This is a genomic window from Microcystis sp. MC19, from assembly GCF_003019735.1.
Classification (GTDB): domain Bacteria; phylum Cyanobacteriota; class Cyanobacteriia; order Cyanobacteriales; family Microcystaceae; genus Microcystis.
Genome location: NZ_CP020664.1, coordinates 1,837,628 through 1,854,111 on the forward strand (window position 1 = coordinate 1,837,628; position 16,484 = coordinate 1,854,111).

At 41.4% G+C, this 16,484-nt stretch carries 19 protein-coding genes; 12 read left to right on the plus strand and 7 right to left on the minus strand.

Annotation, left to right across the window (positions count from 1 at the left end):
- Window positions 1-38: 38 nt before the first annotated feature.
- From B5D77_RS09390 to B5D77_RS09405, 4 genes are all read right to left on the minus strand, one after another.
- Window positions 39-647: a type II toxin-antitoxin system PemK/MazF family toxin gene (locus tag B5D77_RS09390; RefSeq protein WP_008202682.1), complete on the minus strand. Its 609-nt coding sequence runs from the start codon at window positions 645-647 to the stop codon at window positions 39-41.
- A gap of 2 nt (window positions 648-649) precedes the next feature.
- A complete protein-coding gene (locus tag B5D77_RS09395) occupies window positions 650-1,135 on the minus strand; it encodes a type II toxin-antitoxin system antitoxin SocA domain-containing protein (RefSeq protein ID WP_106908725.1) in 486 nt (161 codons plus the stop codon).
- A gap of 305 nt (window positions 1,136-1,440) precedes the next feature.
- Complete coding sequence (locus B5D77_RS28045; protein WP_371413489.1) at window positions 1,441-1,674, minus strand: type II toxin-antitoxin system PemK/MazF family toxin; 234 nt, start codon at window positions 1,672-1,674, stop codon at window positions 1,441-1,443.
- Window positions 1,675-1,774: 100 nt separating this feature from the next.
- Window positions 1,775-2,026 (minus strand): hypothetical protein, encoded by a 252-nt coding sequence (locus tag B5D77_RS09405; protein ID WP_008202679.1) that lies wholly within the window; start codon window positions 2,024-2,026, stop codon window positions 1,775-1,777.
- Window positions 2,027-2,263: 237 nt separating this feature from the next.
- On the opposite strand from B5D77_RS09405, the gene B5D77_RS09410 reads away from it, so the two are divergent.
- Both B5D77_RS09410 and recQ read left to right on the plus strand, forming a co-directional pair.
- Window positions 2,264-2,875 (plus strand): DUF3318 domain-containing protein, encoded by a 612-nt coding sequence (locus B5D77_RS09410; protein ID WP_008202677.1) that lies wholly within the window; start codon window positions 2,264-2,266, stop codon window positions 2,873-2,875.
- A gap of 108 nt (window positions 2,876-2,983) precedes the next feature.
- Window positions 2,984-5,095: a DNA helicase RecQ gene (recQ, locus tag B5D77_RS09415; protein WP_106908726.1), complete on the plus strand. Its 2,112-nt coding sequence runs from the start codon at window positions 2,984-2,986 to the stop codon at window positions 5,093-5,095.
- A 172-nt stretch (window positions 5,096-5,267) separates the two neighbouring features.
- On the opposite strand, the gene B5D77_RS26235 is transcribed toward recQ, so the two are convergent.
- The gene (locus tag B5D77_RS26235; RefSeq protein ID WP_173915184.1) at window positions 5,268-5,411 is read right to left on the minus strand and encodes a hypothetical protein; all 144 of its coding nucleotides are present in this window, start codon (window positions 5,409-5,411) and stop codon (window positions 5,268-5,270) included.
- A gap of 908 nt (window positions 5,412-6,319) precedes the next feature.
- Here B5D77_RS26235 and B5D77_RS09420 point away from each other — a divergent pair.
- The 4 genes from B5D77_RS09420 (at window position 6,320) to atpC (ending at window position 9,492) form a co-directional block, all read left to right on the plus strand.
- Window positions 6,320-6,616 (plus strand): hypothetical protein, encoded by a 297-nt coding sequence (locus B5D77_RS09420; protein WP_106908727.1) that lies wholly within the window; start codon window positions 6,320-6,322, stop codon window positions 6,614-6,616.
- Window positions 6,607-7,035 (plus strand): Imm30 family immunity protein, encoded by a 429-nt coding sequence (locus tag B5D77_RS09425; RefSeq protein WP_106908728.1) that lies wholly within the window; start codon window positions 6,607-6,609, stop codon window positions 7,033-7,035. The genes B5D77_RS09420 and B5D77_RS09425 overlap by 10 nt, the downstream gene beginning before the upstream one ends.
- A 517-nt stretch (window positions 7,036-7,552) precedes the next feature.
- Complete coding sequence (gene atpD / locus B5D77_RS09430; protein WP_008202669.1) at window positions 7,553-9,001, plus strand: F0F1 ATP synthase subunit beta; 1,449 nt, start codon at window positions 7,553-7,555, stop codon at window positions 8,999-9,001.
- Between the two features lie 74 nt (window positions 9,002-9,075).
- Window positions 9,076-9,492 carry an ATP synthase F1 subunit epsilon gene (gene atpC, locus B5D77_RS09435; RefSeq protein ID WP_002735380.1) on the plus strand — a complete coding sequence of 139 codons (417 nt, stop codon included), beginning with the start codon at window positions 9,076-9,078 and terminating at the stop codon, window positions 9,490-9,492.
- 227 nt (window positions 9,493-9,719) lie between these two features.
- On the opposite strand, the gene B5D77_RS09440 is transcribed toward atpC, so the two are convergent.
- A complete protein-coding gene (locus B5D77_RS09440; RefSeq protein ID WP_002760450.1) occupies window positions 9,720-10,043 on the minus strand; it encodes a 30S ribosomal protein PSRP-3 in 324 nt (107 codons plus the stop codon).
- Between the two features lie 103 nt (window positions 10,044-10,146).
- Between B5D77_RS09440 and mutT the strand changes: the two genes are divergently transcribed.
- From mutT to mraY, 3 genes are read left to right on the plus strand one after another with little or no spacing between them, the layout of a single operon-like run.
- Window positions 10,147-10,569, plus strand: a complete 423-nt coding sequence (gene mutT, locus B5D77_RS09445; protein ID WP_008202665.1) for an 8-oxo-dGTP diphosphatase MutT — start codon at window positions 10,147-10,149, stop codon at window positions 10,567-10,569.
- Window positions 10,566-10,829, plus strand: coding sequence for a DUF3134 domain-containing protein (locus tag B5D77_RS09450; protein WP_002735746.1), 264 nt, complete (start codon window positions 10,566-10,568; stop codon window positions 10,827-10,829). Before mutT ends, B5D77_RS09450 begins: the two co-directional genes overlap by 4 nt.
- A gap of 45 nt (window positions 10,830-10,874) precedes the next feature.
- Window positions 10,875-11,942 carry a phospho-N-acetylmuramoyl-pentapeptide-transferase gene (gene mraY / locus B5D77_RS09455; protein ID WP_008202660.1) on the plus strand — a complete coding sequence of 356 codons (1,068 nt, stop codon included), beginning with the start codon at window positions 10,875-10,877 and terminating at the stop codon, window positions 11,940-11,942.
- On the opposite strand, the gene B5D77_RS09460 is transcribed toward mraY, so the two are convergent.
- Window positions 11,943-12,266, minus strand: coding sequence for an iron-sulfur cluster assembly accessory protein (locus B5D77_RS09460; protein ID WP_008202658.1), 324 nt, complete (start codon window positions 12,264-12,266; stop codon window positions 11,943-11,945).
- A gap of 479 nt (window positions 12,267-12,745) precedes the next feature.
- Here B5D77_RS09460 and B5D77_RS09465 point away from each other — a divergent pair, with 479 nt between their 5' ends.
- From B5D77_RS09465 to B5D77_RS09475, 3 genes are all read left to right on the plus strand, one after another.
- A complete protein-coding gene (locus B5D77_RS09465; protein ID WP_008202657.1) occupies window positions 12,746-13,753 on the plus strand; it encodes a GNAT family N-acetyltransferase in 1,008 nt (335 codons plus the stop codon).
- Window positions 13,754-13,942: 189 nt separating this feature from the next.
- The gene (locus B5D77_RS09470) at window positions 13,943-14,947 is read left to right on the plus strand and encodes a DUF4351 domain-containing protein (RefSeq protein ID WP_106908729.1); all 1,005 of its coding nucleotides are present in this window, start codon (window positions 13,943-13,945) and stop codon (window positions 14,945-14,947) included.
- Between the two features lie 249 nt (window positions 14,948-15,196).
- A complete protein-coding gene (locus B5D77_RS09475; protein WP_106908730.1) occupies window positions 15,197-16,177 on the plus strand; it encodes a DUF4351 domain-containing protein in 981 nt (326 codons plus the stop codon).
- Window positions 16,178-16,484: the final 307 nt, after the last annotated feature.

Consider the following 16,484-nt stretch of genomic DNA (forward strand, 5'->3'; position numbering starts at 1 on the left):
CTAACCTAATCCCACGCGCTCTAAACTTGTTGAATCACTTACTCTTCTAAGCGGTCAATTAACTGCTCTATAGCTTGTTTTTTGGTTTCTACACTTGGTAAATAATCAAAAACCTTTGCCAAAATTTCAGGACTTGCATTTTTTATCAACCAGTCTTCAGGATTCTCTGGCATCGCCAAAAAGTATTTTAAACGCTCATCAATCTCTTGCCGATCATCTCTTGTTACCTGCCCAACCCTTTCCAACCAATTTCCATTAGAATCCTTAAAGCAATTAGCATCCACCGTAGTCAACTGATGAACTAATACATAAGATGTTTCGGACAAACCATTATTCTGGGTAGGTGGTAATGGATAAGTTGTTGGCAAACCTGTATCTCTTGTTTTTGTTGTTAGAGGAAGCACTGTAAAAGTTTCAATGTAATTATACTCATTCTGAAATTGATCACTCATCCAAATAATATGGGGATGCTCTCCCCGAAAAACATGGCTAGAATTAAGCCTGCACCTACAGTTTGGATGCCGACAATCAACTTCCCCAGGTTCAGTTAACTCATAAATATAAATATGACCCAAACCACATCTTAACGAAACTTGATAGGGATTAATGAAATAAATCCAGCCCTGCTTTGGTCTTCTTCCCGCCAAAATTACACCCCTAATTCACACAATAACTTTTCTCGTTCTTTTTTTAGATCAAGACGAACTTTTGCTTCGGGATCAGGGTTATCTTTTTTTACTTCAGTCATTGGCGCAGTGCTGTAAACATAATCTAATAGTGGTTGTATTTTCTTAGAACCAGCCCACTCTCTTTTTATGTTATTAAGTATCAAGCGCAGACCCATAGGAAAATCCAAGTCTTTACCAATTTTTTCTAAGGACAAGGGCCGAATCAAAGTCGCCTCATTTATTTGTTCTTGAAAAATATCTACCCCTTCCATCCGAGATAAGACCGTGTCAATTTCCTCATTCCAAGGACCGTAATGGTAGTAACACCAATCCAAATCAGTAAGCTGTTTCCCTGTCCACTTGACAGCATAAAGGTCAGCCAAGTAGATGAACTTGACCAACTGAGTCTTGGTAATATAGCCTTTCGTCTCATAGACGAAGTATTTGATCAACTGATCTACTAACATGGCGATTAACCCTGTGCGCGTCCTAGGGAAATGACAACGACATTGCTACCCCTATAGTAATCTTATCAGGGATACTTCTGCTGATTCCTAGGCGAAAATTGCTACCAAACGATAACAGAGTCAGTGTCTGATATTCGATACGTTTAGATGGTCGGGTGAAAACATCGTCCCCTTCCCCAATGAGAAAACAGCAATGAGAAAATAGCGATCGCTGGTTAGGAGCGAGGGAAATAGCGATCATTGTTGGGAGGAACATTTTTTTTGGGAATGCGATCGCTGGTTAGGATAAGGGGAAATAGCGATCGCTACAAGCCTAGAGTGTGTTTCAATGCTTGATCAATTTCTGCTGTCGGCAATGAGCCAATCACACGATGAACCGCCGATATTGCGATCATCGCTAGATTATCAGTCATTACCACTGAGTCTGTCAACAAGCCTGACTGTTGCCCCTCAAGGGAATTTAGCAGAATAGTAATACGGCTAGGGTGTCCGTCCCGAAGCATTTGGCTGGTGATCATCGCAACAATAATTTGGGGCAGTCCTGTTTGTAAGTCATTTGCTTACACGATCAATGCAGGTCGTGTCTTTGCAGAAATCAGATTAGAATTTGGAAAAAGAACCAGCGCAACATCACCTCGACTAACCGTTGGCTTTGGCTGCATCATAGTTGTCATAAACACTCATTTCAGGGCTGTTCCAATCGTCTGAAAAGGTAGCTAGACTTGCACGTAGAGTCTTAGCCTGCTCTCTATCAATTCCTTGAGATGCCAAGTTAATATCATTCGAGCTAACAAAGGTAAGAATTACACAAGCCCCTTGAGGTACGTTATTGGGACTTTCTGTGAGTTCTACACGACCATGGCGATAAACTCCTTCAACACTTACTAGCACATTTCCTCATAGCATAAGTCATGAGTAATTTTAAGAGAGTATTAGTTAGGTTTTTGGCTTCTGTCTTTATCCCTGTTGAGGGAAGAACCGATTTTTGCTCCCCTTGTCCCTGCCGCCGGCAAACCCCAGCGTTTTTCCTATCTTAACAAAACTCAACTTTGAGAAAATTGTCGGAAAAGAGATATTAACTCAGAAAGCGATTATACTCAATAATCGAAGACTATTGGCCGGCGATCGATGAACCAAGACAACGAGATTAGTCATTTACTAGACCTCATGCCTGCTTCGGGACGGATGATGACGCGCATTGTCAGCAAACCCGAAAGCCCCAAGGTAATCGAAACTAATTTTCCCCTACCCTGGCAAAGAGGAGTCAGACCGATTCCAATTAATTTTGACCTCTGGCGGCAATTATCAAGATCCCAACGGGATTTAGTCTTGTTAAGGGCCGTCTCTGTTTTAACAGCAGTAAAATGGTTTAAACCCGATCTCGATCGAGTAATTGCTCTGGCTGGTATGATCGGTTTAACCGTGGAAACCCTGCAAACCGATGCCGTCGGTATGGCAGTGGCGGGGGGTTTAACTGCCTTGGCAATTAACCGGATTTGGCGGGAAAAACGCAGCCCCCAACGGGAATTAGACGCGGATGAAGCGGCCCTAAAAGTGGCCGTTAGACGCGGTTACACGGAAACCGAGGCCGCCAAAAGTTTATTATCGGCTATTGAGACTATAGCTGAAATTGAAGGGCGATCAAGTCTCAACTTTAACGAGTTATTGCGCTGTCAAAATCTGAAAAAATTAGCCAATCTCTCCTTTGTAGGTGTTCCCGATCAGGTGAGACAATCTTAAAGTCAGTTGTTTTGGCTCTCAGCTTTCTTTTTACTGATTACCGATCACTGACTACTTAAATCCCTAACCTTAAAATAACTGCCACAAAAATATTTTTCCCCTTGCCCAATGGCTGCAATTGACTCTTTAGAAAAAGCCTTAAAATATCACTTTGGCTACGATCAATTTCGACCGAATCAACGCCAAATAATTGAGGCTGCTTTAAACAATCAGGATTTATTAGTAATTATGCCCACCGGAGGCGGTAAATCTCTCTGTTTTCAGCTACCAGCTTTAATCAAAAAAGGGGTGACGGTGGTGGTTTCTCCCCTAATTGCTTTAATGCAGGATCAAGTAACTGCTTTAGCTGATAATGGCATCGGGGCAACATTTCTCAATAGCACTTTAAACGCTAAACAAGTCAGAGAAAGAGAATCTTTAATCTTGCAAGGAAAAATTAAACTTTTATATGTCGCCCCAGAAAGATTATTATCGCCTAGTTTTTTAGACTTTTTAGCTGTTATTGATAATTACCTCGGTTTAGCCTGTTTAGCGGTGGATGAAGCTCACTGTGTCTCCGATTGGGGTCATGATTTTCGCCCTGAATATCGACAAATTAAACAAGTTCGTCAACGCTTTCCCTCCGTGCCAATTCTGGCTTTAACTGCCACCGCTACTCAACAGGTTAGAGAAGATATTATCCAACAATTAGGATTGCGAGATACTTCCATTCATACTGCTAGTTTTAATCGTCCTAATCTTTATTATGAAGTGCAACCTAAAACCAGTAAATCCTATCAGCAATTGTATCAATATATTAAAGGACAAAAAGGGTCTGGCATTGTTTATTGTATCAGTCGTAAAACCGTCGATAAAGTAGCCGAACAGTTACAAAAAGATGGTATTGATGCCCTACCCTATCACGCGGGTATGGATGATCGGGAAAGAAGCGAAAATCAAACCCGTTTTATTCGGGATGATGTGCAGATTATGGTGGCAACAATTGCCTTCGGTATGGGGATTAATAAACCGGATGTGCGCTTTGTCGTTCATTACGATTTACCACGCAATTTAGAGGGATATTATCAAGAATCTGGCCGTGCGGGGAGGGACGGAGAACCGGCTAAATGTACCCTCTTTTTTAGCTTTGCCGATGCCAGAAAAATTGAGTATTTTATTAACCAAAAAACCGAGCAAAATGAACAGCAGAAAGCTCGTCAACAATTGCGACAGGTGTTAGATTATGCCGAGGGGACTGAATGTAGAAGATCGAGCGTACTAGGTTACTTTGGAGAAAGTTTTGCGGGTAACTGTGGTAACTGTGATAACTGTCGGAATGGTAAAAATAACCAGGATTGGACGATCGAAGCACAAAAATTTTTATCCTGTGTGGCGCGGACGGGACAGAAATTCGGTATGATGCACATAATCAACGTACTGAGGGGAAGAAAAGGTGAAAGAATCAGCCAATATCAACATCATTTATTATCTACTTATGGCATCGGTAAAGATAAAACTGTGGAGGAGTGGAAACGTTTAAGTCGTTCCCTTGTCCAGCAAAATATATTAGTAGAAACTGAAGACGATTTTAGAATCTTGAAACTTAATCAACACAGTTGGGAAGTGATGCGGAAACAACGTTCCGTGTTTATTGCCGTCCCCCAAAAAGCTAACGGTCAAATCGTGGGAGACGACAATCCCAATATGGTGGAAAGTGATTTATTATTCGAGCGCTTGCGGCAACTGCGGAAAAAAATTGCCGATAGTCAAGGGGTTCCTCCCTACGTTATTTTCCATGATTCTAGTCTGCGTTTGATGGCCCAATCGAAACCACGGAATTTGGGGCAGTTTCGTCAAATTTCTGGAGTAGTACACAGTAAAGTACAACAGTATGGGGATATATTTATAGCGGCAATTAATGATTTTTGTCAGGATAGTCTTCCCTCTACTCAATTCCTCACTCTCCAATACTATCAAGATGGGTTGAATGCGGAAGAAATCGCTCGCAAAAGAAGCTTAAAAGTCTCAACCATCTATGAACATTTAGCTAAATTGCTGGAGGCAGGTTACGAAATTGATATTAATCAGTTAGTCTCTAAAAATAAACAGGAATATATTCGTTTAGCGATCAAAAAAGTGGGCGATCAATCCCTGAAAACTCTCAAAGAAAATCTGGGAGATAATTATAGTTATGAGGAAATTAAATTAGTTGTTGCTTGGCAAAGACGACCACGGCAATAGGGCCAGAGCAACTCTTTTGATGCAATCCTCCACTTTAAAAGCAATAATAGATAATCAGTCTTTAACAACCAGATTTAGTATCACTACCCTCTCGCAATTACAGTTACAACCAGTGGGTTAATCGACTCAAAAATTGCTTTTTCTGGGGTTGAAACATTTTCAACCCCGATTTTTACCATCTTGGAAAAATAACTTCTAGGGGAGCGGGAATCATCTCGGTGCGAAAGTCCAGAATCTGGACTAGGATTAAATAGGCAATGGCGATTAAAATCGAAATCGCTCCCGTGATAATGGCGATAATTTTAGCAGAATTCATATAGTTAACCGATAATTTCCTCAGATTATTGATCTATTGCCGCAAAAGCTACCGAAATTTATTCTCATCTACGATTGCGAGCCTAAACAATTTAAACTGAATATATCTTACAGCACAATTATCCGAGGCGATTAAGAGGAGGAAAATCTTTACCGAATGAAGGTTAGTTACGGTTAAAGAGATTTTGCCATCGGTTCCACGAAAGAATAGGGTTGATCAGCTAGGATAACATCAGAATTTTGACTAATCCCGAACTGAGGTTCAGGTTTAACCCCAGTTTAACAGGAGATAGTTCTTGCGGCTCAATACATAGACTCAATTCTATGGTCAAGCTTTAAATTATTTTTTATTTGAATCTATACAACCAGCAAAACCCTTGCTATAATCGCCAATATATGGCAGAGAGACCGATTCCATCCACTGCATCGGCATCCCCAAAGTTGATCAACCTCGCTTTGTTTTAAGGTAGGCTCAGGCCTGCCTTACTTTTTTGGGTTGGGAAGCACTGGAGTTGGGGGAAAAGAGGAAAATGGGTCATTAAAGCTTAATTATCAGGAAAAAGCTCTGATCGTGTCTAAATTCTAGCTTTCTTTCGGGGCAAGCTTTCGGGTGATCAATAACTAACAGAAACTAAATTTTCGAGTTGTTGTTAGAAAATAGGCGAGCGCTCGCTTATAAAATAAGAGTTTCAGCACTTATGTGTTGACAGGGATTTTCCGAGATAGAAGAGCGATAAGATTTTTATTCACCTATGATCAACCTATGGCCTAAAATAATCATAAGGAGACAACATCACTCAATTTAAACTACTGACAGGAGAAGGAAAAGTCGGGACATACGGCGACTTGTTAAAATTAGGTAGTAGAGGAGATAACTTAACCCCTCATCATCTACCATCCAATGCGTATATGAAAGCGAAAATCAAAGGTTACACAACTAATCAAGGAATTGCTATCATGATGGAACACTTATCCCCCGGAAAAGGCGGTCGTCATCGTCAAACCTTATCTTATGGTAAAAGTCCAGACTTAACCCTTTCCCCTCGACAAACCTTAGCACAAGAAGTTTGGGATATTCGCTCAATTTATCTAGGTCAAGGATTATATAATGCAGATATTAGAAAGGGATTACAAGAACTCATTCAACTTAATAAAACTACCTGGTCAACCTTTTTTGATCAAGGAGCAACAACCCCATGGATTTAATAAAAATCCTACAAGAGAATCGCTTAATGAAAACACCCCAAGAAATTAACTTATTTGAGGAAACATTAGAAAAACTTGCCAAATATCCTGATGATAAACATTTAAAAGACTTACATCTTATCCTAGATGATAACTGTGAACATCCTGAAATTATGTTTAGTTTATTGCATTTTTTAGAAGATTTTGAACCCCAACAACAAATACAAGCTTTTATTGAAGTGATTCCTCAATTAATGATAACTGCACCAGAATGGACAAAAATCATTCACTATCGAATGATTAATGATGAATCTGCTGTTAAAATTTATCAGAATAGTCTGGAATTAGCCAATCAAAAAACACCTCATTTTTTGTATCAACTTTTACTAGAAAGCGTCAAAAATCATATTAATTCATCCTCGGAGGTCATCTTAACCTAAATTTTTGTATGACTTATAGAAATTAAAATGATATTTTGGTATCTGTAATCCCTTAAAAAATGTCGCTTTTTCTGGCATTTGTTCAACCTTAATTAATTTAATTTGAGACTCAGCGACTTCCCCCAACCCCCCAAAAGCCTGGATTGGGTAATAAAATCAAAAGTAAACGCCAATTTTAAAAGAGAGTTTCCCCTTAAAAATCCCAACCTATATCTTGAGCAATTAAACCCTCGACACTGTGGCCATCTTCTCCTTGAGACATGAGGTAACGTTCAATTAAAGGCAAACCCCTGTGTTTGTTAAGCAGGGAGCGGGAAGCGGGAAGCGGGAAGTGGGGGGAACAAATAAAATAATCTCCCGTCTCCGAGTCTCCTGACGACCGACTGCTGAGGGCTGATAGCGAAAATAACTGATCTGATCCCCTAGCGTGATAAGCTGAGTATTGGCTAATTTTACAAAAAATTAAGACTTTCCCCTTGTGGGAGTTATCAGCTAAAACCCAGAGTAGACATAAACAATGGTAGCGACAACAGAAACTAACGTTGGTAAAATCGTCCAGATCATCGGTCCTGTCATCGATGCCGAATTTCCCAGTGGCAAACTGCCCCGTATTTATAATGCCTTAACCGTAAAAGGAACTAACTCCGCCGGTCAAAATCTATCGGTTACTTGTGAAGTACAACAGTTACTCGGTGACAACCAAGTGCGGGCCGTTGCCATGAGTACCACCGATGGTTTAGTGCGCGGTATGGATATCGTGGACACCGGCGCGGCGATTAGCGTTCCCGTGGGTAAATGCACCCTCGGTCGGATTTTTAACGTTCTTGGTGAACCCGTGGACGAAAAAGGACCGGTTAACGTCACCGAAACCTCTCCTATTCACCGTCCCGCTCCCAAATTAGTCGATCTTGAAGTAACACCGACGGTTTTTGAAACCGGTATCAAGGTAATTGACTTGCTCACCCCCTACCGTCAAGGGGGCAAAATCGGCCTCTTTGGGGGTGCTGGTGTGGGCAAAACCGTCATTATGATGGAATTAATCAACAATATCGCCATTCAACACGGGGGTGTCTCGGTTTTTGGCGGTGTGGGTGAAAGAACCCGCGAAGGAAACGACCTCTACAACGAGATGATCGAATCGAAGGTAATCAACGCTGATAACCCCGAAGACTCGAAAATCGCCCTCGTTTACGGTCAGATGAACGAACCCCCCGGAGCGAGAATGCGCGTCGGTCTCTCCGCTTTGACCATGGCCGAATATTTCCGCGATGTTAACAAGCAAGACGTACTCTTATTTGTCGATAATATCTTCCGTTTCGTGCAAGCTGGTTCGGAAGTATCGGCGCTCCTTGGTCGGATGCCTTCTGCGGTAGGATACCAACCCACCCTCGGCACTGACGTAGGCGACCTGCAAGAGCGGATTACCTCCACCAAAGAAGGATCGATCACTTCCATCCAAGCGGTCTATGTACCTGCGGATGACTTGACTGACCCCGCTCCCGCTACTACCTTCGCTCACTTGGACGGAACTACTGTACTATCCCGCGGTCTGGCTTCCAAAGGTATCTATCCGGCGGTAGATCCCCTCGGTTCCACCAGCACCATGCTCCAAGCTGATATCGTCGGTGATGAACACTACGGCACCGCTCGCGCCGTCCAATCTACCCTGCAACGCTATAAAGAGTTACAGGACATCATCGCTATTCTCGGTTTAGACGAATTATCGGAAGAAGATCGTCTCACCGTTGACCGCGCTCGTAAAATTGAGCGTTTCCTCTCGCAACCTTTCTTCGTGGCCGAAGTGTTCACCGGTTCCCCGGGTAAATACGTTACTCTCGCTGATACGATCAAAGGCTTCCAGATGATCCTCAAAGGTGAACTCGATAGCTTACCCGAACAAGCGTTCTATATGGTCGGCAATATCGATGAAGCGATCGCTAAAGGCGAAAAACTCAAAAAAGGCTAATTAAAAGTCAGTAGTAACCGCGTTTAGCGGTTACTTAACCCAGAAATCTGCCAAAATTATCGTTATTATCACCAATGAGCATTACAGTACGGGTTATTACACCCGATCGCATTGTCTGGGATAACGTGGCCGAAGAAGTAATCCTACCCAGTTCCACGGGACAATTAGGTATTCTTAGTGGTCACGCTCCTTTATTAACTGCCCTGAATATTGGCGTAATGCGAATTCGACCGGGGAAAGACTGGGAAAATATCGCAGTTTTGGGCGGTTTTGCCGAAGTCGAAAATAATGAGATCAAAGTCCTCGTTAATGGGGCAGAATTAGGCTCAAAAATCGATAAGGAAAAAGCTCGCGCCGAATACGAACGGGCCCAAACTCGTCTCGATGAAGTCAGTAAAGGGGATGACCGTCGCAAAACTATCCAAGCGCAACAATCATGGCGCAAAGCTCGCGCTAGATACCAGGCCGCTGGCGGTTTAGTATCGGTTTAAACCCAACCAAATCAAATTAAATTAAAGCAAAATCGGGCGGGTTTATATAAACCTACCCGATTCTTTTTCAGTTATCACTTATCAGTTATCAGTTATCAGTTATCAGTTAAGTAGTCGGACTTAAGGGAGGCAGGGGGCAGGAGGCCGTTTTTGTAACGGGGATTTATGCCCCGCTCCAAAAACTTTTCGCCTTAAGGCGAGGTTTTAGACCCGATTTTTTCGATAAATTAATTGCTACCACTAAAAACAACTTCGGGGAATTTTAACTGTGCATCGGCCATGGGGATTTGTCGGCCTTGATTGCGTAACTCTTGCCAAAAATTAATTACTTCTGTGGCTTTGTTGAGAACATCAACGCGATCGGACTCATCAATCCAGTGTTTTGCTTCTAACTCCTCTTGCAGTTGTTGCCAAGCATCATTGCGCGGCCAGAAAAAATAAGCGGTGAGGGGGCTAGTTCCTTTGCCGACCACCTGATCCACAGCGATCGCTACGTTCTGATCTAACCACAATACTTTTAAAATAAACTTTGATTCGGAACTGACTGTCATTGTTAATCGTTAATCGTACAATTCTCGATTATATCATCTTTTGACTCAATTTTCCGCAGTCAGTTTTTAACTATTTTTTCCGATTTTTTCGCCAATAACCACTATGATTCCCGAAACAGACTCTTTAGCTTCTAAACAAATCGGTGTGGCCGTAATTAGAGACGATCAAGATTTAATTTTAATCGATCGCCGTCTAGCCAAGGGACTCTTGGGCGGTTTTTGGGAATTCCCCGGCGGCAAAATCGAAGGCAATGAAACGGTGCAGGAATGTATTAAACGGGAGATATTAGAAGAAATTGGCATTGACATCGCGGTTGATAGTCATTTAATCACCATCGATCACATCTATAGTCATTTTCGGGTTAATCTACAAGTATATAACTGTCGTTATCTCAGCGGCGAAGCGCGGGCGATCGAATGTGAAGAAATCCGCTGGGTAACTATCCAGGAACTAGATCATTACACTTTCCCCGCGGCCAATCAAGAGATTATCAGAGCCTTAAAAGACATGGTAAACTCGAAATGATCGCTGTTAATCGTCGAGTGATTATGCTTAATCCTTCTATTCGTCAAGAACCCCGCTACGAACCGGCCGCGGTTATTCCCCTAAAAAAAGACGCTTCCATTGTCGAGTGGTTAGAAAAAAATAATCGCATGATTCCCCGGGATAAAATCGCCGAACCGGATCTGACTCTGGAAGAAGATGTGGAACTATCTGAACTGATGGATGTCGATGATATCGGTTATGATGACGACGAGGATGAATTAGTCTTAGATGAAGATTAATCCCGTCTTCTTTGGCAAATTTTCCCCTTATCTGACGCTTTAGTCGTGAACGCTAACATTTTTTCCGCCCCTATCTTTAAAAAACCCACTGGAACCCATCTCCTGATTCTACTAACGGGATTACTATTTCTGTTAGTAGTTTTTTTTCAGTCCACTAATTCCCTGTTACTCCCCCTGATGGCCACGACATTAATCAGTGCTGGTCTTGGTTGTCAAGTAGTACCGATGCTGCGGCGCTTGAAAATGGGCCAGATCATGCGCGAAGATGGACCACAGGCTCATTTAAAGAAAGCAGGAACCCCGACAATGGGAGGCAGCTTTTTTGTGCCAGTAGCCCTTATTTTCGCTTTAATCTGGTCTAAATTTACTCCTAATGTGGTGGCGGTTGCTTTGCTGACTTTTGCTTACATGGGTATCGGTTGGTTAGATGATTGGCAAATTCTGCGTTATAAGTCGAATAAGGGCCTATCTCCCCGGATGAAGTTAATTTTACAGATAGCGGGGGCGGTGCTTTTTTGTCTCTGGATGTTGGTCAATCAGGTGAGTACCGATATCACCCTTTGGGGTCGATTAGTCATTCCTTTGGGCTTTTTCTTCTGGATTTTGGCGGCATTTGTCCTTGTGGCTGAAAGTAACGCCACTAATCTCACCGATGGGGTGGATGGATTAGCAGGGGGAACTGGTGCGATCGCATTTTTGGGTTTAGGTATTATTATCGCCCCTAGTCATCCGGATTTAGCGATTTTCTGCACTTGTTTTGCTGGTGCTTGTCTAGGCTTCATTTTTCATAACCGCAACCCCGCTAAAGTCTTTATGGGTGATACGGGTTCCCTCGCTTTGGGAGGCGCTTTAGCTGCGGTGGGTTTAATTACTGGACATCTCTGGGGATTATTTTTAATTAGTGGTCTGTTCTTTCTGGAATCTCTTTCGGTAATCGCTCAGGTTATCTATTATAAAGCCACAAAAGGACCCGATGGCCAGGGCAAAAGATTGTTAAAAATGGCTCCTTTTCATCATCATTTAGAATTAAGTGGTTGGACGGAAACCAAGATTGTGGGCGCATTTTATCTGGTTAATGCCCTTTTAGTTGTCTTGGCTATTTGGACCAGTTAATTAAGCGCTAAAGGAAAGACCACAACCACAGGTATTTTGGGTGTTGGCATTGGTAAAACGGAAACCACCACCCATGAGATCTTCTGAATAGTCTAATTTTAAAATTTGTAGGTAGCGATCGCTGTCAGGATCGACTAAAATATTAATACCCTGACTTTGATAAAAGCGATCGTTTTCTCCCGCAATAGCGGTTAATTCGAGATGGTAGTGAAGTCCCGAACAACCACCGTTTTTTACTGTCAAACGCAGAGAGGAACCACTCAGGCGACGGCTTTGACTCCAACGTTCAATTTCTCTAGCGGCGGCGGGACTTAATTCGATCATTGTTTTTGAGACTATTGTAATAATATCAAGTTCTTGTGAAGTTATACCACAGTTGTTGTCAAACTTTATGTTAAGAAAGATGTGACTAATTGATACCCCACTGGGACAGCACTAGCAAATCCCTTGCCATGGCCACTAGGTGCGCCAGCTACAACGTCTTTGCCAGCAAGGTGTGCCCATTCCTCCCTGACCCCCCTTACCCCGATGTAATCCCCCACCGGCCGGTGCTTCTCGTCGTCAACGGGAAGCCTTAGCTTGTCAAATTGAGTTTTCTCGGGTTACAGTTTTCTCAGGTTGAGGCTCCACTGACTTTTCTGCACCACTAAGACTGAAACAGTCCAGTAGGGTGCCTTGAGCAGCTCATCCACCAAACAACCGTCAATTATGATCAACCCTGGAAAGAAGCATTAAGTGAGTATTTTGAAGCGTTTTTATGCTTCTTCTTATCTGTTGCCAAAGCAGACTTGTCAGAATATAGTATGGAAAACAAGCATAATCTTGGCGAAACTATGTATCATCAACGACTAGCTAGACCTGAAGATGCAATAGCGATCGCTCCTCTTTGGCGAGATTTTGCTCAAAGGCGATCGGAAGTTGATCCCTCGATCAATCTGAAACCTGATTTTGACTATGAAGGATATGTGAGCTATCAGCTTAAAAAACCGCTATCTTTCGGTTTTGTCTTGGAATATGAGCAGCAAATCGTCGGGTTTCTCTTTACTTATGTTTATGATGAGACCCCACCTCCCCAGATTTCTGCTTTGGAAATGTGGGAAAATCCTTTCATTCCCCGTCGTGTGGGTGCAGTTTTGGGGATGTATGTTAAAGAAAAGCACCGCAAACCGGACACGATTAATTTGTTGATTAAAGCGGCGATCGCTAAAGCGGAAGAACTAAAGGTTAGCGATATTGACTTATTAATCAGTATGGATCAGCAAGGGATTCAGGTATTATTAGAACGCTTGGGCTTTGTTAAAGCAGCGATTCAATATACAAAACATTTTAACATATCGGATAAGAATTTACCGAATTTACACCAGGCTCATTTAAGGCTTAGAGAAAAGGAAGTTATACCGACTGGAACAATTGTTTTAAGGGATATAAAAACTCAAGAAATTGTTAAGAATTCTCAAGGAAAGCCAATTTTTTTAGAGCCAGTTAGGGATGCAGCAGGAAAGGCTTTGACGAGTTCGATGGGTTTACCGATTTATCCTCTCCCTTTACGAGATCCGAATACTCATAATTTCATCTTTGATGAGGAAGAAAATCTCATCTTATGTCCTATCTTACAAGAACTAGGGGGTGAGGTAGTAGAATTTGGAGGAATCCCTCAATTTTGTCCACCTGTTTATGAACAAGTAGATGGGAAATTATGCTTGAAGCAAGATAGTAATGGCAATTATGTTTTTGCAGAAGTAGAACGGGATGAGTCAGGAAAAATTAGGCGATTACCAGAAGGAAAACCACTCTTTAAATCCACCAATTGATCTTTAAACTCTCTGGAAAACGGGTTTCTTGAAGAAACCTGTTTTCTGTGGGTTTTTTGCGGGAAGCATCCCCCTATGCTCCTAGGTTAAAGGGGTAAAGTCATAACAATCCGTTGCCAAAACCGACTTTTCAGAATATAATAGAGAAGAGTAGTCATTCATCACTCAGATTAGTTAAGATGACATTACATGACTAATAATACTGACCATGATCGCTTATTTAAGGAGTTAATCTCCACCTTTTTTGTCGAATTTATTGAGTTATTTTTTCCTCAATTGATAGATTATTTAGATAGGGACTCGATTACTTTTTTAGACAAAGAAGTATTTACCGATGTCACGGAAGGAGAAAGGTATGAAAGCGATTTAGTCGCACAGGTTAAGTTTCGAGGAAAAGAATCTTTTTTTCTGATTCATGTGGAGGCGCAGGAAAGTTCCCGAAAGTGGTTTAACCGGCGGATGTTTACTTATTTTGCTCGCTTTCATGAGAAATTTGTCTTACCGATTTATCCGATTGTAATTTTCTCTTATTCAAAGCCAAAAAGAGAAGCGATTAGTCAATATGTAGTCGATTTTCCTGATTTAAAAGTCTTAGAATTTAACTATCAAGTAGTGCAGTTAAATCGATTAAATTGGCGAGATTTTCTCAATCAACCGAATCCGGTTGCTTCAGCTTTGATGGCGAAGATGAACATTGCCGAGAAAGAGCGAGCCAAGGTAAAAGCGGAATGTCTGCGCTTGTTAATTACTTTAAGGTTAAATCCTGCGAAAATGCAATTAATTTCCGGATTTATTGATACATATCTCAATCTAAATCCTGCCGAAGAGATACAATTTCAAGAAGAAATTAGCACATTTAGTCAACCCGTACAGGAGGGAGTTATGCAAATTACCACCAGTTGGATGCGTCAAGGTATTGAACTAGGTATTGAACAAGGTATCGAACAAGGTATTGAACAAGGTATCGAACGCGGTATCGAACAAGGTATTGAACAAGGTATTGAACAAGGTATTGAACGGGAAAAGACATTGATTCTTCGTCAACTTAAACGCAAGTTAGGGGAGATTAATCCTTCATTAGAAACTAAAATTATGGAGTTAAGTATTGATGATGTAGAAGCATTAGGAGAAGCTTTATTCGATTTCTCTAACGTTGAAGATTTAATCAATTGGTTAAATACTTTAACTGCCTAGCTTTGACGTTAGCGATCGCATCTTCGCAACAAATGAGAAAACGGGTTTCTTTGAGAAACTATTTAGAAAACGGGTTTCTTGAAGAAACCCATTTTCTTGTCCTTCAAGAAACCCCTTTTCTGAAAGCATCCCCCTATGCTCCTAGGTTAAAGGGGTAAAGTCATAACAATCCGTTGCCAAAACCGACTTTTCAGAATATAATAGACAAGAGTAGTCATTCATCGTTCAGATTAGTTAAGATGACATTACATGACTAATAATATTGACCATGATCGCTTATTTAAGGAGTTAATCTCCACCTTTTTTGTCGAATTTATCGAGTTGTTTTTCCCTCAATTGATAGATTATTTAGATAGGGACTCGATTACTTTTTTAGACAAAGAAGTATTTACCGATGTCACGGAAGGAGAAAGGTATGAAAGCGATTTAGTCGCACAGGTTAAGTTTCGAGGAAAAGAATCTTTTTTTCTGATTCATGTAGAGGCGCAGGAAAGTTCCCAAAAGTGGTTTAACCGGCGAATGTTTACTTATTTTGCTCGCTTTCATGAGAAATTTGTCTTACCGATTTATCCGATTGTAATTTTTTCTTATTCAAAGCCAAAAAGAGCAGCGATTAGTCAATATGTAGTCGATTTTCCCGATTTTAAGGTATTAGAATTTAACTATCAAGTAGTGCAGTTAAATCGATTAAATTGGCGAGATTTTCTCAATCAGCCGAATCCGGTTGCTTCAGCTTTGATGGCTAAGATGAACATTGCCGAGAAAGAGCGAGCAAAAGTTAAGGCGGAATGTCTGCGCTTGTTAATTACTTTAAGGTTAAATCCTGCAAAAATGCAATTAATTTCTGGATTTATTGATACTTATCTCAATCTAAATCCTGCCGAAGAGATACAATTTCAACAAGAGATTAGCACATTTAGTCAACCCGTACAGGAGGGAGTTATGCAAATTACCACCAGTTGGATGCGTCAAGGTATTGAACTAGGTATTGAACAAGGTATCGAACAAGGTATTGAACAAGGTATCGAACAAGGTATCGAACAAGGTATTGAACGGGAAAAGACATTGATTCTTCGTCAAATTAAACGCAAGTTAGGGGAGATTAATCCTTCATTGGAAACTAAAATTATGGAGTTAAGTATTGATGATGTAGAAGCATTAGGAGAAGCTTTATTCGATTTCTCTACGGTTGAAGATTTAATCAATTGGTTAAATACTTTAACTGCCTAGCTTTGACGTTAGCGATCGCATCTTCGCAACAACCCGCTAAAATTGTCATTATCAGGGAGTAATTGAGAACCACAGAAAACGGGTGTCTCGGAGAAACCCCTTTTCTGTGGGGTTTTTAGTGGAAAGAGAAAGGTTAACGCGGAAATTATTCCCCTCGCCATCACCCGCTAAAATTTTCATGGTGAGGAAGTAATTCAGAGATAAGCTTTCCGTATATAATATAGGCAACAAGCAGAAGCTTGGTGAACTATAGATCAGCAACGACTGGCTAAACCCGAAGTTGCAAAAGCGATCGCTCAAGATTTTA